Origin of the sequence: Streptosporangium sp. NPDC002721 (assembly GCF_042888905.1) — a bacterium.
Classification (GTDB): domain Bacteria; phylum Actinomycetota; class Actinomycetes; order Streptosporangiales; family Streptosporangiaceae; genus Streptosporangium.
On record NZ_JBIAQI010000008.1, the window covers coordinates 268,989 to 292,220 of the forward strand.

At 71.5% G+C, this 23,232-nt stretch carries 16 protein-coding genes; 9 read left to right on the forward strand and 7 right to left on the reverse strand.

Going from position 1 to position 23,232, the window contains the following annotated elements:
- Positions 1-245: 245 nt before the first annotated feature.
- Genes ACFYWM_RS13505 through ACFYWM_RS13525 form a run of 5 tightly spaced genes read right to left on the reverse strand, consistent with a single transcriptional unit; the run spans position 246 to position 5,237 of the window.
- The gene (locus tag ACFYWM_RS13505; RefSeq protein ID WP_389913407.1) at positions 246-1,247 is read right to left on the reverse strand and encodes a proline racemase family protein; all 1,002 of its coding nucleotides are present in this window, start codon (positions 1,245-1,247) and stop codon (positions 246-248) included.
- Positions 1,248-1,290: 43 nt separating this feature from the next.
- Positions 1,291-2,184: a dihydrodipicolinate synthase family protein gene (locus ACFYWM_RS13510; RefSeq protein WP_389913410.1), complete on the reverse strand. Its 894-nt coding sequence runs from the start codon at positions 2,182-2,184 to the stop codon at positions 1,291-1,293.
- A gap of 3 nt (positions 2,185-2,187) precedes the next feature.
- Positions 2,188-3,651, reverse strand: a complete 1,464-nt coding sequence (locus ACFYWM_RS13515) for an FAD-dependent oxidoreductase (protein WP_389913413.1) — start codon at positions 3,649-3,651, stop codon at positions 2,188-2,190.
- Between the two features lie 7 nt (positions 3,652-3,658).
- Positions 3,659-3,967: a (2Fe-2S)-binding protein gene (locus tag ACFYWM_RS13520; protein ID WP_389913416.1), complete on the reverse strand. Its 309-nt coding sequence runs from the start codon at positions 3,965-3,967 to the stop codon at positions 3,659-3,661.
- A gap of 40 nt (positions 3,968-4,007) precedes the next feature.
- Positions 4,008-5,237, reverse strand: a complete 1,230-nt coding sequence (locus tag ACFYWM_RS13525) for an NAD(P)/FAD-dependent oxidoreductase (RefSeq protein WP_389913419.1) — start codon at positions 5,235-5,237, stop codon at positions 4,008-4,010.
- 220 nt (positions 5,238-5,457) lie between these two features.
- On the opposite strand from ACFYWM_RS13525, the gene ACFYWM_RS13530 reads away from it, so the two are divergent.
- A complete protein-coding gene (locus ACFYWM_RS13530) occupies positions 5,458-6,465 on the forward strand; it encodes a heme A synthase (RefSeq protein WP_389913422.1) in 1,008 nt (335 codons plus the stop codon).
- A gap of 84 nt (positions 6,466-6,549) precedes the next feature.
- The gene (locus ACFYWM_RS13535) at positions 6,550-7,230 is read left to right on the forward strand and encodes a vancomycin high temperature exclusion protein (protein WP_389913425.1); all 681 of its coding nucleotides are present in this window, start codon (positions 6,550-6,552) and stop codon (positions 7,228-7,230) included.
- Between the two features lie 81 nt (positions 7,231-7,311).
- Here the strand turns inward: ACFYWM_RS13535 and ACFYWM_RS13540 are convergent, their stop codons facing one another.
- Both ACFYWM_RS13540 and ACFYWM_RS13545 read right to left on the reverse strand, forming a co-directional pair.
- Positions 7,312-8,532 (reverse strand): PrsW family intramembrane metalloprotease, encoded by a 1,221-nt coding sequence (locus tag ACFYWM_RS13540; RefSeq protein ID WP_389913428.1) that lies wholly within the window; start codon positions 8,530-8,532, stop codon positions 7,312-7,314.
- 409 nt (positions 8,533-8,941) lie between these two features.
- Entirely contained in the window at positions 8,942-9,895 is a 954-nt protein-coding gene (locus ACFYWM_RS13545) for a heme o synthase (protein ID WP_389913431.1), read from the reverse strand.
- A gap of 386 nt (positions 9,896-10,281) precedes the next feature.
- Here ACFYWM_RS13545 and tkt point away from each other — a divergent pair, with 386 nt between their 5' ends.
- From tkt to ACFYWM_RS13580, 7 genes are all read left to right on the forward strand, one after another.
- Positions 10,282-12,315: a transketolase gene (gene tkt / locus ACFYWM_RS13550; protein WP_389913624.1), complete on the forward strand. Its 2,034-nt coding sequence runs from the start codon at positions 10,282-10,284 to the stop codon at positions 12,313-12,315.
- A gap of 2 nt (positions 12,316-12,317) precedes the next feature.
- Positions 12,318-13,418 carry a transaldolase gene (gene tal, locus ACFYWM_RS13555; protein WP_389913434.1) on the forward strand — a complete coding sequence of 367 codons (1,101 nt, stop codon included), beginning with the start codon at positions 12,318-12,320 and terminating at the stop codon, positions 13,416-13,418.
- 7 nt (positions 13,419-13,425) lie between these two features.
- Positions 13,426-15,054: a glucose-6-phosphate isomerase gene (locus tag ACFYWM_RS13560; RefSeq protein ID WP_389913437.1), complete on the forward strand. Its 1,629-nt coding sequence runs from the start codon at positions 13,426-13,428 to the stop codon at positions 15,052-15,054.
- 19 nt (positions 15,055-15,073) lie between these two features.
- Positions 15,074-16,738 (forward strand): glucose-6-phosphate dehydrogenase, encoded by a 1,665-nt coding sequence (zwf, locus tag ACFYWM_RS13565; protein WP_389913440.1) that lies wholly within the window; start codon positions 15,074-15,076, stop codon positions 16,736-16,738.
- The gene (locus tag ACFYWM_RS13570) at positions 16,739-17,650 is read left to right on the forward strand and encodes a glucose-6-phosphate dehydrogenase assembly protein OpcA (RefSeq protein ID WP_389913443.1); all 912 of its coding nucleotides are present in this window, start codon (positions 16,739-16,741) and stop codon (positions 17,648-17,650) included.
- Positions 17,651-17,709: 59 nt separating this feature from the next.
- Entirely contained in the window at positions 17,710-18,483 is a 774-nt protein-coding gene (pgl, locus tag ACFYWM_RS13575; protein WP_389913446.1) for a 6-phosphogluconolactonase, read from the forward strand.
- Positions 18,484-18,631: 148 nt separating this feature from the next.
- Positions 18,632-23,232 (forward strand): pentapeptide repeat-containing protein (locus ACFYWM_RS13580; RefSeq protein ID WP_389913449.1); only part of this gene is annotated, 4,601 nt, incomplete at its 3' end.

Sequence of the window (23,232 nt, forward strand, 5' to 3'; positions counted from 1 at the left end):
CCGTTCCCCGCGAGGACTTCTCGGTACGGGGGTTGCGGTCGCGACCCCTCGTGGGAAACGGTCCCGGCCGCTCGGGCCGAAACCGGGCGATCAGCGGCCTGACGAGCCGTCGCGCACCGAAGCTGCCACCGGCCGGACCACCGGGAAGCGGGCGGCCGGCGGCCCGGCGGCCGGGCCTGGCGGATCAGAGCCGTCGAAGCCGTCGAAGCCGTCAGAGCTGTGGAAGCGGTCGGAACGTCAGATGGTCAAAGGAGGAAACCCGCGGGGAACGGGTCGCGGGGGTCGAGGAAGTACTGGGCGGTGCCGGTGACCCACGCCCGCCCGGTGATCGCCGGGACCACCGCGGGCAGGCCCGCCACCTCCGTCTCCCGCGTGAGCCGGCCGACGAAGCGGGTGCCGATGAACGACTCGTTCACGAAGGCGGTGTCCAGCGCGAGCTCGCCCCTGGCGTGCAGCTGGGCCATCCGGGCGCTGGTACCGGTGCCGCACGGCGAGCGGTCGAACCAGCCGGGGTGGATCGCCATCGCGTGCCGCGAGTGCCGGGCGTCGGAACCCGGCGCGGTGAACTGCACGTGGTGGCAGCCCCGGATGCCGGGGTCCAGCGGGTGGACCGGCTCGTCCGACTCGTTGATCGCCGCCATGATCGCCAGCCCCGCGTCGAGGATCGCCTGCTTGTACGACCGCTCGAACGGCAGGCCCACCGACTCGATCGGCAGGATCGCGTAGTAGTTGCCGCCGTAGGCGAGGTCGTAGGAGACCTCCCCGATGCCGGGCACCTTGACCACGCGGTCCAGCCCCGCGCCGAAGGAGGGCACGTTGGTGATGGTCACCTCCGTGGCGGCGCCGTCCTCGACCCTGACCTCGGCGACGACCAGGCCCGCCGGGGTGTCCAGCCGGATGGTGGTGACCGGCTCGACGACCTCGACCATCCCGGTCTCGACGAGGACGGTGGCGACGCCGATGGTGCCGTGCCCGCACATGGGCAGGCAGCCGGACACCTCGATGTAGAGCACGCCGTAGTCGGCGTCGGGCCGGGTGGGCGGTTGCAGGATGGCCCCGCTCATCGCCGAGTGGCCGCGCGGCTCGTACATGAGCAGGGTGCGGATGTGGTCCATCTCGGCCAGGAAGTACTCACGCCGCTCGGCCATGGTCGAGCCGGGGATGACCCCCACCCCACCGGTGATCACCCGGGTGGGCATGCCCTCGGTGTGGGAGTCCACCGCGTGGAAGACCCTCTTCGTTCTCATCCGACTCTCCTCACAGGTGCGAGACTCACAGGTGCGGGACGGTCTACCGCAGGCCCTCGGCGAGGGCCTTCTCCGTGGCGGCGCGCACGGCGGCCTCCTGCTCGGGGACGAGGCCGAGCCTGGGCGGGCGGCACGGGCCGCCGTCTCGCCCGGCCAGGTCCATGGAGAGCTTGATGGCCTGGACGAACACCGGCCTGGAGTCCCAGCGAAGCAGCGGGTGCAGCGCGCGGTAGAGCGGCAGCGCGGTGGCCAGGTCCCCCGAGGCGGCCGCGCGGTACAGGGCCACGGTCGACTCGGGCAGCGCGTTGGGGTATCCGGCCACCCAGCCGACCGCCCCGGCGGTGACCAGCTCCAGCAGCACGTCGTCGGCCCCGGCCAGCACGTCCAGCCCGGGGGCGAGCTCGGCGATCTCGTAGACGCGTCGGACGTCCCCGCTGAACTCCTTGACCCCGACGATCAGACCCTCGGCGTGCAGGGTGGCGAGCAGCCGGGGGGTGAGGTCGACCCGGGTGTCGAAGGGGTTGTTGTAGGCCACCACCGGCAGACCGGCCCGTGCCACCTCCCGGTAGTGCTCCACCACGGTCCTGTCGTCGGCGCGGTAGGCGTTCGGCGGGAGCAGCATCACCGCGCGGCACCCGGCCTCGGCCGCCTGCTCGGCCCAGCGCCTGGCCTCCAGGGAGCCGTAGGCGGCGACCCCCGGCATGACGCGGTCACCGCCGACGGCCGCGACCGCGGTCTCCACGACCGAGGCCCGCTCCTCGGGGGTCAGCGTCTGGTACTCGCCCAGCGACCCGTTCGGCACGACGCCGTCGCACCCGGAGGCGACCAGCCACCGGCAGTGCTCGGCGTAGCCGTCCAGGTTGACGGACAGGTCCGCGTTCAGGGGCAGCGCGGTGGCCACGGTCACGCCGTGCCAGGGCTTCGCGGGAGTCGTCATGCTTCATCCTTCCGAGGGGTTTTCCAGCCGGTGCGGTTCCGGGTCCGGGTCCGGGTCCGGGTCCGGGTCCGGGTCCGGGTCCGAAAGGATCTCCGGCCGGTCCGGGGAGGGCAGGGGGCGCGCGGCGAGGTCGCCGAGCCTGACGGGCTGGGCGATCGGGCGCCGGGGCGGCGCGGGGTCCTCGCCCGCGAGGCAGGCGATCGCGTAGCCGCACATCCTGCCCTGGCACCACCCCATCCCCGGCCGGGCCAGGAGCTTGACGGAACGCGCGTCGACGGCCCCCATGGCCTGTGCCTCCCGTACGGCCGACAGGGGCACCTCCTCGCAGCGGCAGACGAGCGTGTCGTCGCGCAGCCACTCCCGCCAGCCCGGCCTTACCGGATAGGCCTCCTGCAGGGCGCGGGCGAAGGCGGCGAGCCGGTCCCTGCGGCGGGACAGGGCCGGGTCGGGCGGCACGGGACGGCCGAGGTCGGCGGCGGCGGACCTGCCCGCGACGCGTCCCTCCACCTCGGCGAGCGCGGCCCCGCCGACGCCGGTGGACTCCCCCGCCGCGTAGACGCCGGGCACGCTGGTGCGCATGCCCGCGTCGACCGCGACGACCGGGCCGCCGTCGAGGTCGCGGCGGGTCTCGCAGTCCAGCTGGACCGGCAGGTCGAGCTGGGGGACGAACCCGTAGCCGAAGGCGAGGGTGTCGCACTCGACGGTCCTCGTCGAGACCGGCCGCCAGTCGCCGTCCAGGCGTGCCACGGTGACGTGGGTCAGCGCGGTGTCGCCGTGCGCGGCGATCACCGCCTCGCGGCGGTGGTAGGGGATCCGGTGGCGGGCCAGGCGCGCTCCGTACCCGAGGGCCTCACCGGCGCGTCCCAGGGCGAGCAGCGGATGCCTGGCGAGCCCGAGCCCGCCGCCGGCCTCGTGGACGCCGAGCACCCGGGCCCCCGCTCCGGCCAGGCCCGCGGCGACGGGGAGCAGGAAGGGGCCGGTACCGGCGACCACGACCCTGCTTCCCGCGAGGACCAGGTCGCCCTTGAGCAGCGCCTGCGCGCCGCCCGCGGTGAGCACCCCCGGCAGGTCCCAGCCGGGGAACGGCAGCGGCCGGTCGTGCGCGCCGGTGGCGATCAGCAACCCGCGCGCGGTCACCGTGCGGGGCCGCTCCTCGCGATCACCCTCCAGGCACCGTACGGTGACCGTCCCGTCCGCGCGCTCGACCGCCCAGACCCGGTGGCGCAGGAGCACCTCGGCGCGCTCGCGGAGCGTCTCCCACTGGCGGGTGAACTTACCGAGGCCGTGGTGGAGCGCGCCGGGCCGCGTGGCGCGGAACCCCTCGGCGGGGTGCCGGAAGTACTGGCCGCCCGGCCTGGCGGCCCCGTCGACCAGCACGACGTCCAGCCCGGACAGGGCGGCGGTGAGCGCGCCCGCGACCCCGGCGGGGCCCGCGCCGACGACGGCGAGGTCGTGGATCCGCGTCATCGGCCGCTCACCCCTCCCCCTCGCCGCCGGAAATGTCGCCGGTGGTCACCACGTCTCCCGGAAGGGCCTCGGTGAGGCAGGCGCGCAGGGACGGGGTCCCGTTCACCGTGACCAGGCAGTCGAAACAGACCCCGATGCCGCAGAACAGCCCGCGCGGGCGCCCGCCGAACCTGGTGGCGCGCCAGGAGAGGACACCCGCGCCGTGCAGGGCGGCACCGACGGTCTGGCCGGGGACCACCGGGACGGGGACGCCGTCCACGCTGATCTCGAACCCCGGCTCGGGCCGCGCCCCCACCAGGCGGTACGGATCCCTCATCGGGCACCTCCGTCGTGAAGGCCCCGGCTCTCCGAGAAGGTCAAGGCGCCTCCTCGGCGAAGCGGTCGGGGCGGAAGGGGGCGAGGTCCAGGTCGGGGCGGACACCGGCCAGGAGCTGGGCGATCAGGTGGCCGGTGGCCGGGGCCAGGCCGATGCCCGCCCCCTCGTGGCCGCACGCGTGGTAGAGGCCGGGCGCCCTGGGGTCCTCCCCGATCACCGGAAGGTGGTCCGGGCAGTAGGGACGGAAGCCGCAGTAGGCGCGGATCGCCCGGTACGCGGCCAGGGCGGGGAACAGCTCCACGGCCTGGCGGGCGAGACGTTCGAGCACCGGGACCGAGACCGTGCGGTCGAAGCCGACCCGCTCGCGGCTGGCCCCGATGAGCACCGGCCCCGCCGGGGTGCTCTCCACGACGGCCGACGTCTCCAGCCCCTCCGAGTCGCTGGCCACCGCGGTGACATAGGCGGCGGTGTAGACCTTGTGCCTGACGAGCGGCCCGGCGAGGGGCTCGGTGACCAGGATGAAGCCGCGCCTGGGCAGGATCGGTACGCGCACCCCGGCCATCGCGGCGATCTCGCCGCCCCAGGTGCCCGCGGCGTTGACGACGGCTCCGGCGAGGATGTCGCCGTGGTCGGTGGTGACGCCGGCGACCCGGCCGCCGTCGCGGACGAAGCCGGTCACCGTGACGCCGGTCCGCAGCATCAGGGCGCCGTGGCCGAACCGCTCGGCGCCCCCGCGGATGAGCCTGGCCGCCGCCAGCATGGGCTGCACCTGGGCGTCCTGCGGGTAGAACACTCCCCCGGCGAACCCTCCCGCCAGGTGGGGCTCGTAGCCGGCGAGCTCCGCCGGGGCGACGGCGACGTGCTCGACGCCCTGTTTGGCCGCCAGGTCGGTGAGCGCGGCCAGGACCTCGTCCGTCTCGGCGACCACCAGGCCGCCCTTGGCCTCGAACTCGAACCCCCCGCCCGCCGCGCCCCTTCCGGCGCCTCCCGGCCCGTCCCCGGTGCCGGGTCCGCCGATGGAGAGGCCTCCCCTGCCGTAGGCCTCGCCGGTCCCGGCCAGGTCCCGCCAGAGCCGGTTGGAGAGCAGCGCCAGGTCGAGCTCGGGTCCCGGTTCCTTGTCGGAGACCAGGATGTTGCCCTCACCCGCGCCCGTCGTACCGCCCGCCACCGCACCCCGGTCGACGACCACCACGTCCAGCCCCGCGCGGGCGGCGTAGTAGGCGCAGGCGGCGCCGACGACCCCGGCGCCGACGACCACGACGTCCGGCATGTTCCACCTCGCTCCCGCGCCTCGGGCTCGCCAGTACTATGTCACATACCTTCTACTGGATCAATGCACCAAAACGGACATCCTCCCTGCTTCCGGCCCAAGCGCACCCCTACCCACCGGCCCGTACGGCACGCCGTCCCGAGGGCGGGCGGCCCGCGCAGGTGGCCGGTACCCGGGGTCCGAGGCGGGACCGCGCACCTCGCCACCTAGCATGTGAGCCGTGAACCACCTCCTTGACCGGCCCCTCCGGCATGCCGCGAAGGCGGCGCGGATCGTGGGGCCGCCGACCCTCCTCACCCTGCGCCGCTGGGCCCTGGCGGCGGTCGTCGTCAACATCGGGATCACGGTGACGGGCGCCGCGGTACGGGTCAGCGGGTCGGGCCTGGGCTGTCCCACCTGGCCCCGGTGCACGCCGGAGAGCTTCACCCCGGTGGCCCACCCCGAGATCTCCCCGCTGAACATGGCGATCGAGTTCGGCAACCGGATGCTGACCTTCCTGGTGCTGGCCGTCGGCGTGGCCTGCCTGGTCGCCGCCCTGCGGCTGGCGCCCCGCCGCCCCGACCTGGTCAGGCTGGCCTGGCTGCAGCCGATCGGCGTGGCCTTCCAGGGGCTCTGGGGTGGCCTGGTCGTGCGCAGCGCGCTCAACCCGGTGACCGTGAGCGTGCACTTCCTGGTCTCCATAGGCATGATCGCCGCGGCGTACGCGCTGTACGCCCGCGCCGGCCAGGGCCAGGGCCAGGGCGAGGGCCAGGGCGTGCCTCGGCAGCGGGTCCACCGCCACGTCCGCACGCTCGCCTTCGCGCTCGTCGCGGCCGTGTTCGTCCTGCTCGTCGTGGGCGTGGTGGTGACCGGCACCGGGCCGCACTCCGGGGACGAGATGGCCTCCCGGTTCGGCTTCGACATCGAGACCGTGGCGAGGATCCACGCCGACGTCGCCTACGTGGTGGTCGGCCTCACCTTCGCGCTGGCGTTCGCGCTGCACATCACCGACGCGCCCGGGTACGCCCGGCGGGCCGCGTGGACGCTGCTGGCCGTGGAGGCGGCGCAGGGGGTCGTCGGATACGTCCAGTACTTCCTGGGCGTGCCCGCGGCGCTGGTCAACCTGCACGTGCTCGGCGCGACCCTGGTCTGGCTCTGCGCGCTGCGGGCGCTGTTCGCGACCGGCCCGCGCGGGTCGCGGGAGGTCCCGGAGAAGGTCGGCGGCGGGCTCGACACCGTCCGCGTCTGAGCTCCCCTGCTCCCGGCCTCCGGCCGCCGCCCCCGGACGCCGTCCGCACTCGACGCCGTCCCCGTACGGCTGGACAATGATCGGATGTCGTTGTCACGCACGACCATGCGGCGTTGCTACCAGGGCGTCGTGCTGCTGAGCGTCCTGGCCGTCACCCCGATCACCTGGGCCTGGCTGTCCAGCTCCGGCCACCGGGCTGTCGCCGACTCCTCCCCCGGCTGGGTGGCCGGGGTTCCCGAGGCCCCGGTGGCGCTGGTGCTGGGGGCGGGCGTCGTCGGGGAGACCCCCTCCCCCATGCTGGCCAGGCGGCTGGACATCTCCGCGCAGCTCTACCGGGCGGGCAGGGTCGAGGCGATCCTGCTCTCCGGCGACAACAGCCGCAGGGAGTACGACGAGCCGACCGTGATGCGCGACTACCTGCTGGCGCGCGGCGTACCGGCCGGGGCGCTGGTCCTGGACTACGCGGGCTTCGACACCTGGGACTCGTGCGTCCGGGCCCGTACGGTGTTCGGCGCCTCCAAGGTCACCGTGGTCACCCAGGTGTTCCACCTGCCCAGGGCGGTCACCCTGTGCCGCACGGCGGGCCTCGACACCTTCGGCGTGGGCGACGACTCCTCCAAGCGGTGGGTGTCCACCTACGGCCTCGCCGCCCGCGAGTTCCTCGCCTCGGCCAAGGGGCTCGTCGACTCCGTGCTCCTCGACTCGGCGCCCGTCTTCCCCGGGCCGCGCGAGATCACCCTGGAGACCGCGCTCCGGCGGGAGTGAACCCGGCGCCCTCTGTGGCACATCTCACGGCGAACGGCGAACGGCGAACAACCGGGGCCGCGTCCCACCTGTGCGGGAACCTCACCCGCTGAACGGCCCGCCCTGCGGCGGGCGGCCGGGGCCGTCGGGCGGCGGATAGGGAGCCGAGGCGTGGCCCGCCGGGGCGTTCCCGGTCGCGGACGGCGCGGGGAACAGGGCGCGGGCACCGGCCATGCACTCCAGCAGCGCCCGCTGCTCCTCGTTGAACGTGCGCTCGTCGATCACGTGGCCCCTGGCCCGCTCGTGCAGCAGCCCGAGCTCGGTGGCCGCGAGCTGGTAGTCGCTCATCGCCCGCAGGGCCTTCCTGCCCCCGTGTTTCAGGGCCCACTGCCGAGCCTGGCGGCGGCCGGGCAGGGACGAGAGCATCTCGACGTCGCGCGAGGACACCAGCCCCGTCGCCCAGTAGGCGGGCAGGTAGGTCTGGATGAGCGCGATGATGCGCTTGCGGTCGCGGAAGATGATCCAGATCAGCACGAACAGCACGGTCATCAGCAGCAGGTAGGCGATGGCCAGGCCGCCGATGCCGACGTAGGTGGCGAAGCCGTTCCAGATGCCGTGCAGCAGCATCGCGCCGACCCAGCCGGCGGCGATGACGAAGATCCGGCCCGGCCCCCGGCGCTGCGCCGCGTACGCCACCGCGACACCGATCATGGAGGTGAACAGCGGGTGCGCGAACGGCGAGAGGATCCCGCGCAGCACGACGGTCACCGCCAGGCCCTGCGCGCCCAGCTCGTCGAGCGCGGCCACGTAGTAGCTGACGTTCTCGCTCATGGCGAAGCCGAGGCCGACCATGCTGGCGTAGATGATGCCGTCGGTGGGCCCGTCCAGCTCGGCGCGCTTGAACCTGAGCAGGCCCAGCAGGACCAGGCCCTTCATCGTCTCCTCGACCACCGGGGCGCCGAAGGTGGCGGTGAGGTTGCGCGCGTAGTCGTAGCCCAGCTGGGCGGCGTTCTCGATGTAGATCAGGTTGAAGGAGTTGATCACTCCGGCGACCAGGACCGCCACGCCCGCGCCCCAGGCGAACGCGAAGAGCAGGTTGCCGCGCGGCTCGGGCTCGATCCGGTCGAGCGCCAGCACCGCGGCCAGCAGCACCGGGACCGGCGCCAGCGCGAGGCCCAGCGCGATGAAGAAGTAGACGGGGTCGCCGTTCAGCACGTCGAAGGAGAACGACACCAGGGCGCACAGTCCCGCCAGGACGAGCCCGACGATCAGCGTGACCGACGGACGGTCCCTGAGCACCCAGCGGGGGTCATGGCCGGCCATGTGGCCACCGTAACCGCTGGTCCCCGCCCCATGGTCCGAACCGGGAGATCATCGCTCCGGTGACGGGCCCCGCGCCGAGGGGAACCCGGTGAACCCGGTCGACCCGGTCGATCCCACGAGCCTCGTGCGCCCGGCCGGAGCGTCCGGCCGCTGTGAGTTCCGACACCGTGCCGAGTGATGAGCCGCCCCCGCGGCCGGAGCCGGAATCCGGCTCCCAGGGTCTGCCGAGAACCACGAAACACCCTCCCCACGACCAGGCCCACCCCGGGCCGGTCAAGAAAACATCTTCCCCCGGGAGACGTCTCCCCCGGGTCAGGGGCGCGGAAACGGGCGCACCGCAGGAGACCGTACGTGTGAGATGACTCAGACGAGTGTCGGATGAGCCTCAGGCGTACATCGGACGAACACTTCAGACGAACATCGAGTCGATGGCGACGGCCAGGAACAGCAGCGCCAGATAGGCGTTGGACCAGTGGAAGAAGCGCATCGGGCGCAGGTCGACACCGGTCTTGCCCGCGTTGACCCGGCCCATGAGGCGATGGACCTCCCACAGGCAGGCGGCGCCCAGGACGGCGGCCACGGCCGGGTAGAGCAGCGTGGTCCCGGCGATCGGCCACAGCAGCAGCGAGCACAGCACCGTGGCCCAGGTGTAGACGATGCTCTCCAGCACCACGCGGCGCTCGGTGGCGACCACCGGGAGCATCGGCACCTTCGCCGCCGCGTAGTCCTCCTTGTAGCGCATGGCGAGGGTCCAGGTGTGCGGCGGCGTCCAGAAGAACACCACGCCGAAGAGCACCACGGGGGCCCAGTCGAGGCTGCCGGTGACGCCCGCCCAGCCGATCAGCACCGGCATGCAGCCCGCGATGCCGCCCCACACGACGTTCTGCGAGGTCCGCCGCTTGAGGATCATCGAGTAGACGAGCACGTAGAACAGGTTCGCGCCCAGCGACAGGCCCGCGGCGAGCCAGTTCACCGTCAGGCCGAGCCCAAGGGTGGACAGCACGCCGAGGATGATCCCGAAGATCAGCGCGTTCGTCGGCGGCACCAGGTCGCGGGCGAGCGGGCGGCGCCGGGTGCGGCGCATGGCCGCGTCGATGTCACGGTCGATGTAGCAGTTCAGCGCGTTCGCGCTGCCGGCCGACAGGGTGCCGAACACCAGGGTGTTGACGGCGATCCACAGCGGCGGCAGGCCTTTGGCCGCCAGGAACATCACCGGCAGCGTCGTGATCAGCAGCAGCTCGATGATCCGCGGCTTCGTGAGGGCGACGTAGGCCTTCACGACGTCGCCGAAGGAACGCGGCCCGGTCTCGGGGACCGTGCCCCCCTCGGACGGGGCCGTCGATTGCTTGTCGGTGAGCACCATCTAAGGCGCTTCCAGCACGTGCGGGGTCAACGCGTAACCTCTGATTAGAGCGGATCCGTGAATGCGGGCACCAGCCAGCCTTGAGGACTCACTGTAGTTGCAGGGGGGGCCGGTCCCGGCACGGGGTGCGGAAGCGGCGCGAGGGGGGCTCCTGCGATGGGGGCGCGCGTGTCGCCTGCGGATCCCGCGGACCCGCCCCGGTCCGACCTACGCCACGGTAGCCAGGTCGAAACCGTTAGGGTCCGGTGTGGGCGGGAAATACCAGACCGGCGCCACCATCACACGATATAGATCCGGAGATCGAGCACTTGAGCAGTGAACTCGTGCCAGCCCTCGAATGGAGCGACCTGGACCGCCGTGCGGTCGACGTCGTACGGGCCCTGGCCATGGACGCGGTAGAGAAGGCGGGATCGGGTCACCCTGGCACCGCGATGAGCCTGGCGCCGGCCGCGTACCTGCTGTTCCAGCAGGTCATGCGGCACGACCCGTCAGACCCCTCGTGGGTGGGTCGTGACCGGTTCGTCCTTTCCGCAGGTCACAGCAGCCTGACCCTCTACATCCAGCTCTTCCTGTCGGGGTACGGCCTGAGCCTGGACGACCTCAAGGGGCTGCGCCAGTGGGAGAGCCTCACCCCGGCCCACCCCGAGCACGGCCACACCATCGGAGTCGAGACCACCACCGGCCCGCTCGGCCAGGGCATCGGCAACGCGGTCGGCATGGCGATGGCCGCCCGCCGCGAGCGCGGCCTGTTCGACCCGGACGCCGCTCCGGGCGCGAGCCCGTTCGACCACAACATCTGGTGCATCGCCTCCGAGGGCGACATCGAGGAGGGCATCAGCCACGAGGTGAGCGCCCTGGCGGCCCACCAGAGGCTGGGCAACCTCACCGTCGTCTTCGACAGCAACCACATCTCGATCGAGGACGACACCCAGATCGCGCTGAGCGAGGACGTCGTCGCGCGCTACGAGGCGTACGGCTGGCACACCCAGACCGTCGACTGGACGCAGACGGGCGACTACGTCGAGGACGTCGAGGCGCTGCACCAGGCCCTGGAGGCCGCCCGCGCCGAGACCGGCAGGCCGTCGTTCATCCGGCTGCGCACGATCATCGGCTGGCCCGCCCCCAACAAGAAGAACACCGGCAAGATCCACGGCTCGGCGCTGGGCGCCGACGAGGTCGCCGCGACCAAGAAGGTCATGGGCTTCGACGCCGAGAAGAGCTTCGACGTCCCCGCCGAGGTCCTGGAGCACTCCCGTGAGGTCGTCAAGCGCGGCCGGGCCGTGCGCGCCGAGTGGGACAAGCTTTACCAGAGCTGGCGCGAGGCCAACCCCGAGCGCGCCGCCGAGTTCGACCGCATCTCCGCGCGGAAGCTCCCGGCGAACTGGACCGAGGCGCTGCCCTCCTTCGAGATCGGCTCCTCCGTCGCCACCCGCAAGGCCTCCGGCGAGGTGCTCAGCGCCCTCGCGCCGGTGCTGCCCGAGCTGTGGGGCGGCTCGGCCGACCTGGCCGAGTCCAACAACACCACGATGAAGGGCGAGCCGTCCTTCATCCCCGAGGAGTTCCAGACCAAGGCGTTCCCGGGTGGCCCCTACGGCCGCACGCTGCACTTCGGCATCCGCGAGCACGGCATGGGCGCGATCCTCAACGGCATCGCGCTGCACGGCGGCACCCGCCCGTACGGCGGCACGTTCCTGGTCTTCAGCGACTACATGCGCCCGGCCGTGCGGCTGGCGGCGCTGATGAGGCTGCCGGTCACCTACGTGTGGACGCACGACTCCATCGGCCTGGGCGAGGACGGCCCGACGCACCAGCCGATCGAGCACCTGTGGTCGCTGCGCGCGATCCCCGGCCTCGACGTGGTCCGCCCGGCCGACGCCAACGAGACGGCCGCCGCCTGGCAGGTCGTGCTGGAGCACAACGACCGCCCGGCCGCGCTGGCGCTGACCCGCCAGAACCTGCCGGTCTTCGAGGGCACCGGCGACGCGGAGAAGGTCGCCCGCGGCGGTTACGTCCTGCGCGACGCCTCCGACGGGCAGCCCTCGGTGATCCTGATCGGCACCGGTTCCGAGGTCGAGATCGCCCTCGGGGCCCGTGAGGTCCTCGAGGCGCAGGGCATCGCGACCCGGGTCGTGTCGATGCCGTGCGTGGAGTGGTTCCAGGCTCAGGACGCCGCCTACCGCCAGACGGTGATCCCCTCCTCGGTGCGCGCCCGCGTGGCGGTGGAGGCGGGAATCGCGCTGGGCTGGCGGGAGTTCGTGGGAGACGAGGGTGTGGTGGTGAGCCTGGAGCACTTCGGTGCCTCGGCCCCCTACAGGACCCTCTACGAGCAGTTCGGCCTGACCGCCGAGCGCGTGGCCGCCGCAGCCAAGGCGAGCCTCGCCAAGACCGGAGCCGACAAGGGCGAGACGACGGGAAACTGATCATGAGTGAGATCCTGAAGAAGCTCTCCGAGCAGGGTGTCTCCATCTGGCTGGACGACATCAGCCGCGAGCGCCTGCGTACGGGCAACCTGCAGTCCCTGATCGACAACCACGTGGTCGGCGTCACCTCCAACCCGACGATCTTCGCGTCGGCGCTGAGCAAGGGCGACGCCTACGAGGGCCAGCTGCACGACCTGAAGATCCGCGGCGTCGACGTCGAGGAGGCCGTGCGGGCCATCACCACGTACGACATCCGCTGGGCCGCCGACGTGCTGAGGCCGGTCTACGACGCCAGCGGCCAGGTGGACGGCCGGGTGTCGATCGAGGTCGACCCGCGCCTGTCCAGGGACACCGACAAGACCGTCGCCGAGGCGCGCGCGCTGTGGTGGCTGGTCGACCGGCCCAACCTGTTCATCAAGATCCCCGCCACCGTCGAGGGCCTGCCCGCGATCACCCAGGCGATCTCCGAGGGCATCAGCGTCAACGTCACGCTGATCTTCTCCCTCGAGCGCTACCGCGCCGTGATGGACGCCTGGCTGACCGGCCTGGAGAAGGCCAAGGCCAACGGCCTGGACCTGTCCGCCATCGAGTCGGTCGCCTCGTTCTTCGTCAGCCGGGTGGACGGCGAGATCGACAAGCGCCTGGACAAGATCGGCACCCCCGAGGCCCTCGCGCTGAAGGGCAAGGCCGCGGTCGCCAACGCCCGCCTGGCCTTCGCCGCCTTCGAGGAGGTCGTCGAGTCCTCGCGCTGGCAGGCGCTGGCCGCGGCCGGCGCCCGGCCGCAGCGCCCGCTGTGGGCCTCCACCGGCACGAAGAACCCCGACTACCCCGACACCCTCTACGTCGACCAGCTGGTCACCTCCGGCACGGTCAACACGATGCCGGAGAAGACCCTGCAGGCCACGGCCGACCACGGGAACATCACCGGTGACACGGTCCGCTCCTCCTACGAGGAGGCCTGGAACACCATGGCCGCGCTCAAGGAGGCCGGCATCGACTACGACGACGTCGTGCGCTTCCTGGAGGAGGACGGCCTGGACAAGTTCGAGGCGTCCTGGAAAGAGCTGCTGGAGACCGTCTCCTCCGAGCTGAAGAAGGCGTGAGGAACACATGTCATTGTCCGTAACGTTCGGCGACGACGACCTCACCGAGCAGGCCGGGGAGACCGCCGGGCAGCTCGCCGCCGAGGGGGTCCCCCAGGCGCTGGCCTCCGGCGACTCCACGCTGTGGGGCACCGAGGCGCAGGCCGAGGCGGCCGTCCGCCTCGGCTGGCTCGATCTGCCGCGGACGAGCAGGCAGCTGCTCCCCGAGATCGCCGCGCTGGTGGAGCGGGCCCGCGCCGAGGGCCTGGACCACGTGGTCCTGGCGGGCATGGGCGGCTCCTCCCTCGCCCCCGAGGTCATCACCGCCTCCGCCGACGTGCCGCTGACCGTGCTCGACACCACCGACCCCGGTCAGGTGCGCCGCGCGCTGGAGGACCGGCTGGAGAGCACGATCCTGGTCGTCGCCAGCAAGAGCGGCGGCACGGTCGAGACCGACAGCCACCGGCGGATCTACGAGAAGGCCTTCCGCGACGCCGGGATCGACCCGGCGGGCAGGATCGTCGTCGTCACCGACCCCGGCTCGCCCTTGGAGGCGAGCGCCCGCGAGGCGGGTTACCAGGTGATCCTGGCCGACCCGAACGTGGGCGGCCGCTACAGCGCCCTGACCGCGTTCGGCCTGGTGCCCAGCGCGCTGGCGGGCGCCGACGTCGAGCGGCTGCTCGACGACGCGGCCGAGGTGGCGCCGCTGCTGTCGCGGACCGAGGGCAACCCCGGTCTCGACCTCGGCGCCGCCCTGGGCGCCGCCGCGGCGGCCGGGCGCGACAAGCTCGTGCTGGAGGACGGCCTGTCGGAGATCAACGGCCTGCCCGACTGGATCGAGCAGCTGGTCGCCGAGTCCACCGGCAAGTCCGGCAAGGGCATCCTGCCCGTCGTGGGCGCCGACCCGGGTGACGCCGACGACGAACTGCTCGCCGGGATCGACACCGACGCCACCGTGACCGTCGTCGGCCCGCTGGGCGCGCAGTTCCTCGTCTGGGAGTACGCCACGGCCGTCGCGGGCCGCGTCCTCGGCATCGACCCGTTCAACCAGCCGAACGTGGCCGAGTCCAAGGAGAACACCGCCAAGCTGCTCGACCAGGCCGAGCTGCCGGTCGGCACGCCGCTCCTGGTCGACGGCCCGGTGGAGGTGTACGGCGAGTTCCCCGGCTCCGAGGACGCCAAGGACCTGTCGAACGTGCTCACCGCGCTGCTGGAGGCGATCCCCGAGCGGGGTTACCTCGCGGTGATGGCCTACCTCGACCGTGAGGCGGCCTTCGACGCCCCCTACCCCGAGGGCGCCTCGTTCGAGGAGATGACGGACGTGTGGAGCGGGGCCGACCCGGCCACGCTGCGCGGGCTGCTCGCGGTCCGCACCGAACGCCCGGTCACCTTCGGCTGGGGCCCCCGCTTCCTGCACTCCACCGGCCAGTACCACAAGGGCGGCCCGCAGAACGGGGTGTTCCTGCAGATCACCGGGGCGATCGAGAACGACGTCGAGGTCCCCGGCAAGCCCTACACCCTGGGCCGCCTCCAGCTCGCCCAGGCACTGGGCGACCAGGGCGCGCTGGCCAGCCGCGGGCGCCCCACCGTACGGTTGCACCTGACCGACCGTGCCGCCGGAGTCGCGCGCCTGCTCGCCGCCGCGCGGGAGGTCTGATGGGCCGCTGGAGGTTCGCATGAGCAAGGACAACTCCCCGGCGGTCGCCGGGGAGAGCACGAAAGCCGAGGGGGCCGCCGAGGCGGCGCTCACCGGGGAAGTGGTGACGCCCACGGCCACCACGGCCACCGCCGCCGCGACCACCGGCATCACCGAGGCCCTGATCGACGCCAACCCGCTGCGCGACCCGCGCGACAAGCGCCTGCCGCGTGTGGCGGGGCCGTGCGTGCTGGTGCTGTTCGGCGTCACCGGTGACCTGGCGCGCAAGAAGCTGCTGCCGGCGATCTACGACCTGGCGAACCGGGGGCTGCTGCCCCCGGGCTTCTCCCTGGTCGGCTTCGCCCGCCGCGACTGGAAGGACCAGGACTTCGCGCAGCTGACCCACGACGCCGTCAAGGAGCACGCGCGGACGCCGTTCCGCGAGGAGGTCTGGAAGCAGCTGGCGGAGGGCATCTTCTTCTGCCGGGGCGAGTTCACCGACGACGGCGCGTTCGACGCGCTGTCGATGATGCTCAAGGAGATCGACCAGACCCGGGGCACCGGCGGCAACTACGGCTTCTACCTGTCGGTGCCGCCGAAGTTCTTCCCGGTCGTGGTCCAGCAGCTGAAGCGGACCGGCCTGGCCGACGGCCCCGCCGGTTCCTGGCGCCGGGTGGTGATCGAGAAGCCCTTCGGGCACGACCTGCAGAGCGCCCAGGAGCTGAACGCGATCACCAGCGCGGTCTTCCCGGAGAGCTCGGTGTTCCGCATCGACCACTACCTGGGCAAGGAGACCGTCCAGAACATCCTGGCGCTGCGGTTCGCCAACAACCTGTTCGAGCCGATCTGGAACCGGGGTTACGTCGACCACGTCCAGATCACGATGGCCGAGGACATCGGCATCGGCGGCCGGGCGGGTTACTACGACGGCATCGGCGCGGCCCGCGACGTGATCCAGAACCACCTGCTGCAGCTGCTGGCCCTGGTCGGCATGGAGGACCCGACCTCGTTCGGGGCCGACTCGCTGCGCAGGGAGAAGGAGAAGGTCCTCAAGGCGCTGCGGCTGCCGGCGGACCTGTCGCAGGCCACCGCGCGCGGCCGCTACGGCGCCGGCTGGCAGGGCGGCGAGCCGGTGATCGGCTACACCCAGGAGGAGGGCATCCCGCCCGACTCGATCACCGAGACGTACGCGGCCATCAAGGTGGAGATCGCCAACCGGCGCTGGGCCGGGGTGCCGTTCTACCTGCGCACCGGCAAGCGGCTCGGCCGCCGGGTCACCGAGGTCGCCGTGGTGTTCCAGCGGGCGCCGCACCTGCCCTTCAGCAAGGACGACACCGAGATCCTGGGGCAGAACGCCCTGGTCATCCGGGTGCAGCCCGACGAGGGCATCACGGTGCGGTTCGGCTCCAAGGTGCCCGGCACCGCGATGGAGGTCAGGGACGTCTCGATGGACTTCGCCTACGGCGAGTCGTTCATGGAGTCCTCCCCCGAGGCCTACGAGCGGCTGCTGCTGGACGTGCTGATCGGCGACCCGCCGCTCTTCCCGCACCAGCGCGAGGTCGAGCTGTCGTGGAAGATCCTCGACCCGATCGAGGAGTTCTGGAGCTCCCAGGGCCCGCCGGAGGAGTATCCCGCGGGCACGTGGGGCCCGGCCTCGGCCGACGAGATGATGGCCCGCGACGGGCGCGTCTGGAGGCGGCTGTAGATGACCAGCTTCATGCTCAGCGGCACGACCGCCTCGAAGATCTCCTCCCAGCTCACCCACCTGCGCCACCAGATGGGCACCCCGGCGGTCGGCATGGTGCTGACCCTCGTGGTGGTCTGCGGCGAGAGCGACCAGTACGACGCGGTCCGGGCCGCGACCGAGGCGGCCAGGGAGCACCCCTCCCGGATACTGGTCGTCATCCCCCGCGACTCGGAGGAGCCCAACCGGCTCGACGCCGAGATCCGGTTCGGCGAGTCGACCCCGGGCGAGGTGATCCTGCTGCGCCTGTACGGGGAGCTGACCAGGCACGCCGACTCGGTGGTCAGCCCGCTGCTGCTCACCGACACCCCGGTGGTGGCCTGGTGGCCCAGCGGCTGTCCCGAGGTCCCGTCCAAGGACCCGATCGGCATGCTGGCCCAGCGCCGCATCATCGACGCGCGGTCGGCGGACGACTCGGTCAAGTCGATCACCGGCCGGGCCCGCGGTTACGTGCCCGGTGACACCGACCTGGCCTGGACCCGGCTGACGACGTGGCGGAGCCTGCTGGCCGCCGCGTTCGACCAGCCGGTGGGCAAGGTCAAGCGGGGCACCGTGGAGGCCGCGCCCGACCACGCCAGCGCCCTGCTGCTGGCAGCCTGGCTCGGCGAGCGTCTCGGCGCGCCGGTGAAGGTCTCCGAGTCCGCCGGGCCCGGCCTGACCTCCGTCAGGCTGACCTCCGCCGAGGGCGACATCACCATCACCCGGGGCGACGGCCGCATAGCCATGCTGTCGCGTCCCGGCCAGCCGGACCGCAGGGTCGCCCTGACCCGCCGCCCGACGTCGGAGCTGCTCGCCGAGGAGCTGCGGCGGCTGGACCCCGACGAGATCTACGCGGCCGCGATCCAGCGTCTCGCCCGGACCCACAAGTCCTGAGCCGTGGGCACCCCGCGGCCGTGGCCGCGGGGTGCCTCCTTTTTCGAAAGAGAAGTCCCGTGAGCGTTCCCACTGTGATCATCCACCGCGACGCCGACATGCTCGCCAAGGCCGTCGCCGCGCGGGTGATCGTCCGAGCCGTCGACGCCCAGTCGGCCAAGGGCTCGGCCCACCTGGTCCTGACCGGCGGGACCGTCGGCATCGCCACCCTCGCCGAGATCGCCGCCTCCCCCGCCAGGGACGCCGTCGACTGGCGCAAGGTGGACCTCTGGTGGGGTGACGAGCGCTTCCTGCCGGACGGCGACGCCGAGCGCAACGAGACCGGCGCCCGCAAGGCCCTGCTCGACCACCTCGACCTCGACCCCGAGCGGGTCCACGTGATGCGCGGCCCCGACTCCGGCATGACCGCCGAGGAGTCGGCCGAGGCCTACGCCGAGGAGCTGCGCCGCGCCGCGCGTCCCGAGGACCACGGCCCGGCCCCGTCGTTCGACCTCACGATGCTGGGCATGGGCCCCGACGGCCACGTCGCCTCGCTGTTCCCCGGCCTGCCCGCCCTGTACGACACCCGCCCGGTGGTCGCGGTGCACGGCTCGCCCAAGCCCCCGCCCACCCGCGTCTCGCTCACGCTGCCGGTCATCCAGAACTCCCGCGAGGTGTGGGTGATCGCCGCCGGCGAGGAGAAGGCGGGAGCGGTGCGACTGGCGTTGTCGGACTCGGGGACGATGCAGGTCCCGGCCGCCGGCGCGAGGGGCCGCCAGCGCACCCTCTTCCTGCTGGACAGGGCGGCGGCCTCCAAGATCCCTTCGTCCCTGGGCCGGATCTCCTCCCCCTGAGCCAGGTTCATCGAGAATCCTCGCAAACGAGAAATCGCTTGCGAGGATTTTTCATATTAATACCAGTCTTATGATTGCGACCACAGCGGCATGTGTGGGGAGGATCATGACTGGTCGGCGCTCTATTACGATTCTTCATGTTTCGGACATGCAGTTCGGAAAGGAGCATCGGTTCGGCGGGGAGGGTCTCACCGCAGAGGACCGTCGACATTCCTCGCTGACGGCACGGCTGCTGGATGATGTCGCCTGGCTCCAAGGAGAGCACGATGTGCGCCCCGACCTGGTGGTGGCCTCGGGAGACCTGGCCGAATGGGCCCTTCCCACCGAGTTCAAGAAGGTCGCGGATTTCCTCGGCGAGGTGGCGAAGGGGCTCGGGCTCGGGAAGGGCCGGGTCGCGATGGTGCCGGGCAACCACGATGTCAGCTGGAAGAAATGCCAGGCATACTTCGACGACTGCGAGGGGGACGAAACCACCCCGACACCTCCATATTGGCCCAAATGGCAGCCCTATTTCACGATGTTCAGCCGGTTTTATACGGGAATATCGGGTGCCGGATTCCCTAAAGATCAGCCATGGACTTTGTTCGAGATGCCGGAGCTGAACACGGTCGTCGCCGGGCTTAACTCGACGATGGCCGAAAGCCATCGGACCTCCGACCACTACGGCTTCTGCGGCGAGGAGCAACTGCGCTGGTTCGCCGACCGGCTCCGCGATTACGCCAGGCGGGGCTGGCTCAGAATCGGCGTGATGCACCACAATCCGGTGATCGTCGACCCGGAGGACGACGCCTTCCTCCGCGACCGGCACCGGTTCGGCGAGCTCGTCGCCCCGCACCTGAACCTGCTGCTGCACGGCCACACCCACGAGGGCCGCATCGACAGCTTCGGCGCCGACGCCCTCGCCGTACTCTGCGCGGGCAGCACCGGGGTACGCAAGGAGGCCCGCCCGGACGACGTCCCCAACCAGTACCAGCTCGTCAAGGTCACCTCCAGGAGCCTCAAGGTGTACGCCAGGCGCTACAACGCCTCCCGTTACCGCTGGGAGGGCGACACGAGCATCGGAATCGACCGGGACCAGGTGACGCGTCGGCTGAGGCGGTCCTTCAACGACTGCTACGCCACCTTCACCTCCCCCGCCTCCCGAGACGACGGCCACGACGAGGAGACGGCCTCCTGGGTCCACCGCCCGCCGGACGCCCGCCGGGACGACCTGCTCACCCGGGTGCGCCGGGTCTACCAGGTCCGTCACCCTGAGGCGGACGTGGAGGAGGTCAGGAACGGCGACGGCCGCTCCGGCTACCTGAGGGTCACGGTCCCGTCCGAACCACAGGTGTCGCTGTATCCGATCGGGGTGAGCGAGGGAACTCCGGGGCGTGCGACCGTCGAGACGTTCCTGTCGGACGTGGACGCTCGATATCGTGCGGGCGATCCCCAGCTGACCTCGTACCTCGTCTACGACGGTGAGACCGCCCCGGAGGAGCTGAAACGCTGGTCGGGCATGCGGGGAGTGCGCCTCCAGCGGCTGATGGAGTTCCAAGGGATGTTCGACCTGCAGCCGTACGCGCGGAAGCAGGCCGAGCGGCTGGCCGACAGCCAGATCTACCCGTCCGAGCTCTACGTACCGCAGCGGTTCGGTGTTGTGGACAACCGGGGAATGGGACAGCCCCACGCCGACCTCCTGGAGCGGCTGAGGGAGTGGATCGCCGACCACGAAGGCAGGTTCGTCGTCGTGCTGGGTGACTTCGGTCACGGCAAGACCTTCCTGCTCCGCGAGCTCACGAGGCTGATCCACGAGGAGGGCGTGCCGCCGGTCATCCCGATCCTGATCCAGCTCAGGGACCTGGAGAAGGCCCATACCCTTGACGAACTACTGGCCGCCCATCTGACGGCGGGCGGCGAGGAGGTCATCGACCACCGCCTGATGCGGTATCTCATCCAGGAGGGGCGGGTGCTGCTGCTCTTCGACGGCTTCGACGAGCTGGCACTGCGCGTCACCTACGAACAGGCCGCCGAGCACCTGGGCAATCTGGTCCAGGCCGCGCAGGGACGAGCGAAGGTGGTGCTGACCAGCCGCACCCAGTACTTCCTCTCCGACCGGCACGTGGAGACCGCCCTGAGCAGCAGACTGGCCACCATGCCGGGCCGCAGGCTCATCAAACTCCACGAGTTCGACGACGCCCAGATCCTGGCCTTCCTCACCCGCCTGCTCGGTGGCGACGAGGCAGGAGCCCAGGCACGGCTCGAACTGCTGTGCGACGTGCGAGACCTCCTGGGACTGTCCAGGAATCCGCGCATGCTCAGCTTCATCTCCCGTCTCGACGAGAGGCGGCTCCGCCAGATCCGGGACCAGGAGGGCGCGATCAGCGCCGCGGTGCTCTACCGAGAACTTCTGAACCGCTGGCTGGAGTTCGAGTACGACCGCACCCAGCCGAAGGGCGCGATGCCGTCCCTGTCGGTCAGGGATCGATGGACGGCGGTGCGGGCGCTCGCGCTGGAACTGTGGAACACCGGCCAGGAGACCCTCGACCTCGACAAGCTGGGAACCGTCGCCGAGACATTGCAGAACCTCGCCGAACTCCAGCTCACCCCCGACCAGGCATCCCACATGATCGGGTCCGGTACCCTCCTGGTCCGCCCGGAGACCGGACGGTTCAAGTTCGTGCACCGCTCGGTGATGGAGTGGCTGGTCGCCGAACAGATCGCCAGACAACTCAGGGAACGGGAGCAGAACCCACCCGAGCTACTGGTGCGAGCCCTCTCCGAACTGATGGCCGACTTCGTCACGGAACTGGCGGGGAAGCCCATCGTGATCGCCTGGGCCCGTTCGTCACTCGTGACCGACGCCGACGCGACGACAGAGACCGCGAAAGAGAACGCGCTGACGCTGCTGCACCGCCTGAACGCGCCGCTACAGGCCGGGAACAGCGGCCGACCGGTCATCAGGCTCGCGGGGATGAACCTGCGCGGCGCCGACCTCACCGGAGCCGATCTGCGTAACGCGGATCTCTCCGGCGCGGACTTACGGGAAGCCCGTCTCGACGGCGCCGACCTCACCGGCGCGGACCTGCGTGACGCCGTGCTGCGGGAAAGCTCGGGGAAAAAGGCGCGCCTCAACGGTGCCGATCTGCGCGGCGCCGACTTCTCCCTCGCCCGGCTCTTCGAGGCCGACCTCACCGGCGCGCGCTTCGAGGGTTCGCGGTGGTTCCGAACGGTCCTGCTGGGCGCCGTCCTACCTCCCGGTTGCCTCGACGACCACGACACTCACGGTGCGGCCCTTCCCTCCCGCTTCACTCCGTCTCTTGAGTTGGCCCCATCGCGCAACGACCTGATCCATTCGGTGGCGTGGAGCCCCGACGGAGATGTCGTGGCCTTCGGCGGCGGCAGTCATCGGGTGTACCTCTGGGATCCCGCCACCGGAAGCCTGATCCGCACCCTCGAAGGCCACACCGACAGCGTCAACACCCTGGCCTGGAGCCCCGACGGCACCCGCCTCGCCACCGGCGGCAACGACGGAACCATCCGTACCTGGGATCCCGCCACCGGAAGCCTGATCCGCACCCTCGAAGGCCATACCGACTGGATCCACGCTCTGGCCTGGAGCCCCGACGGCACCCAGCTCGCCACCGGCGGCAACGACGGAACCACCCACATCTGGGACCCCGCCACCGGCAACCTCATCCGCACCCTCGAAGGCCATACCGACTGGATCCACGCTCTGGCCTGGAGCCCCGACGGCACCCACCTCGCCACCGGCGGCAACGACGGAACCACCCACATCTGGGACCCCGCCACCGGCAACCTCATCCGCACCCTCGACGCCCACACCCATTGGATCCGCGCCATCGCCTGGAGCCCCGACGGCACCCACCTCGCCACCGGCAGCAACGACGGAACCACCCACATCTGGGACCCCGCCACCGGCAACCTCATCCGCACCCTCGACGCCCACATCGACAGCGTCAACACCCTGGCCTGGAGCCCCGACGGCACCCACCTCGCCACCGGCGGCACCGACGCGACCATCCGTACCTGGGACCCCGCCACCGGCAACCTCATCCGCACCCTCGACGCCCACACCGGCTGGATCCGTGCCATCGCCTGGAGCCCCGACGGCACCCGCCTCGCCGCCGGCGGCACCGACGCGACCATCCGTACCTGGGACTTCGCCACCGGAAACTTGATCCGCACCCTCGACGCCCACACCGACAGCGTCAACGCCCTGGCCTGGAGCCCCGACGGCACCCACCTCGCCACCGGCAGTGACGACGGAACCATCCGTACCTGGGACCCCACCACCGGCAACCTCATCCGCACCCTTGACGCCCACACCGACAGCGTCAACACCCTGGCCTGGAGCCCCGACGGCACCCACCTCGCCACCGGCGGCAACAACGCGACCCTCCATACCTGGGACCCCACCGGAAACCTCATCCGCACCCTCGGAGCCCACACCCAATGGATCCGCGCCATCGCCTGGAGCCCCGACGGCACCCACCTCGCCACCGGCGGCAACGACGGAACCATCCGCATCTGGGACCCCGCCACCGGAAACCTCATCCGCACCCTCGAAGGCCACAGCAACTGGATCCGCGCCATCGCCTGGAGCCCCGACGGCACCCACCTCGCCACCGGCAGTGACGACGCGACCGCCCGCATCTGGGACCCCGCCACCGGAAACCTCATCCGCACCCTCGAAGGCCACAGCAACTGGATCCGCGCCATCGCCTGGAGCCCCGACGGCACCCACCT

Excerpts from the sequence above, each read along its gene's own strand:
- ACFYWM_RS13545 (WP_389913431.1), bottom strand. The coding sequence starts at position 9,895 with ATGGTGCTCACCGACAAGCAATCGACGGCCCCGTCCGAGGGGGGCACG.
- tal (WP_389913434.1), top strand. The coding sequence starts at position 12,318 with ATGAGTGAGATCCTGAAGAAGCTCTCCGAGCAGGGTGTCTCCATCTGG.
- ACFYWM_RS13540 (WP_389913428.1), bottom strand. The coding sequence starts at position 8,532 with ATGGCCGGCCATGACCCCCGCTGGGTGCTCAGGGACCGTCCGTCGGTC.
- ACFYWM_RS13525 (WP_389913419.1), bottom strand. The coding sequence starts at position 5,237 with ATGCCGGACGTCGTGGTCGTCGGCGCCGGGGTCGTCGGCGCCGCCTGC.
- tkt (WP_389913624.1), top strand. The coding sequence starts at position 10,282 with ATGGACGCGGTAGAGAAGGCGGGATCGGGTCACCCTGGCACCGCGATG.
- ACFYWM_RS13510 (WP_389913410.1), bottom strand. The coding sequence starts at position 2,184 with ATGACGACTCCCGCGAAGCCCTGGCACGGCGTGACCGTGGCCACCGCG.
- ACFYWM_RS13520 (WP_389913416.1), bottom strand. The coding sequence starts at position 3,967 with ATGAGGGATCCGTACCGCCTGGTGGGGGCGCGGCCCGAGCCGGGGTTC.
- ACFYWM_RS13560 (WP_389913437.1), top strand. The coding sequence starts at position 13,426 with ATGTCATTGTCCGTAACGTTCGGCGACGACGACCTCACCGAGCAGGCC.
- ACFYWM_RS13505 (WP_389913407.1), bottom strand. The coding sequence starts at position 1,247 with ATGAGAACGAAGAGGGTCTTCCACGCGGTGGACTCCCACACCGAGGGC.
- zwf (WP_389913440.1), top strand. The coding sequence starts at position 15,074 with ATGAGCAAGGACAACTCCCCGGCGGTCGCCGGGGAGAGCACGAAAGCC.
- ACFYWM_RS13515 (WP_389913413.1), bottom strand. The coding sequence starts at position 3,651 with ATGACGCGGATCCACGACCTCGCCGTCGTCGGCGCGGGCCCCGCCGGG.
- ACFYWM_RS13570 (WP_389913443.1), top strand. The coding sequence starts at position 16,739 with ATGACCAGCTTCATGCTCAGCGGCACGACCGCCTCGAAGATCTCCTCC.
- ACFYWM_RS13535 (WP_389913425.1), top strand. The coding sequence starts at position 6,550 with ATGTCGTTGTCACGCACGACCATGCGGCGTTGCTACCAGGGCGTCGTG.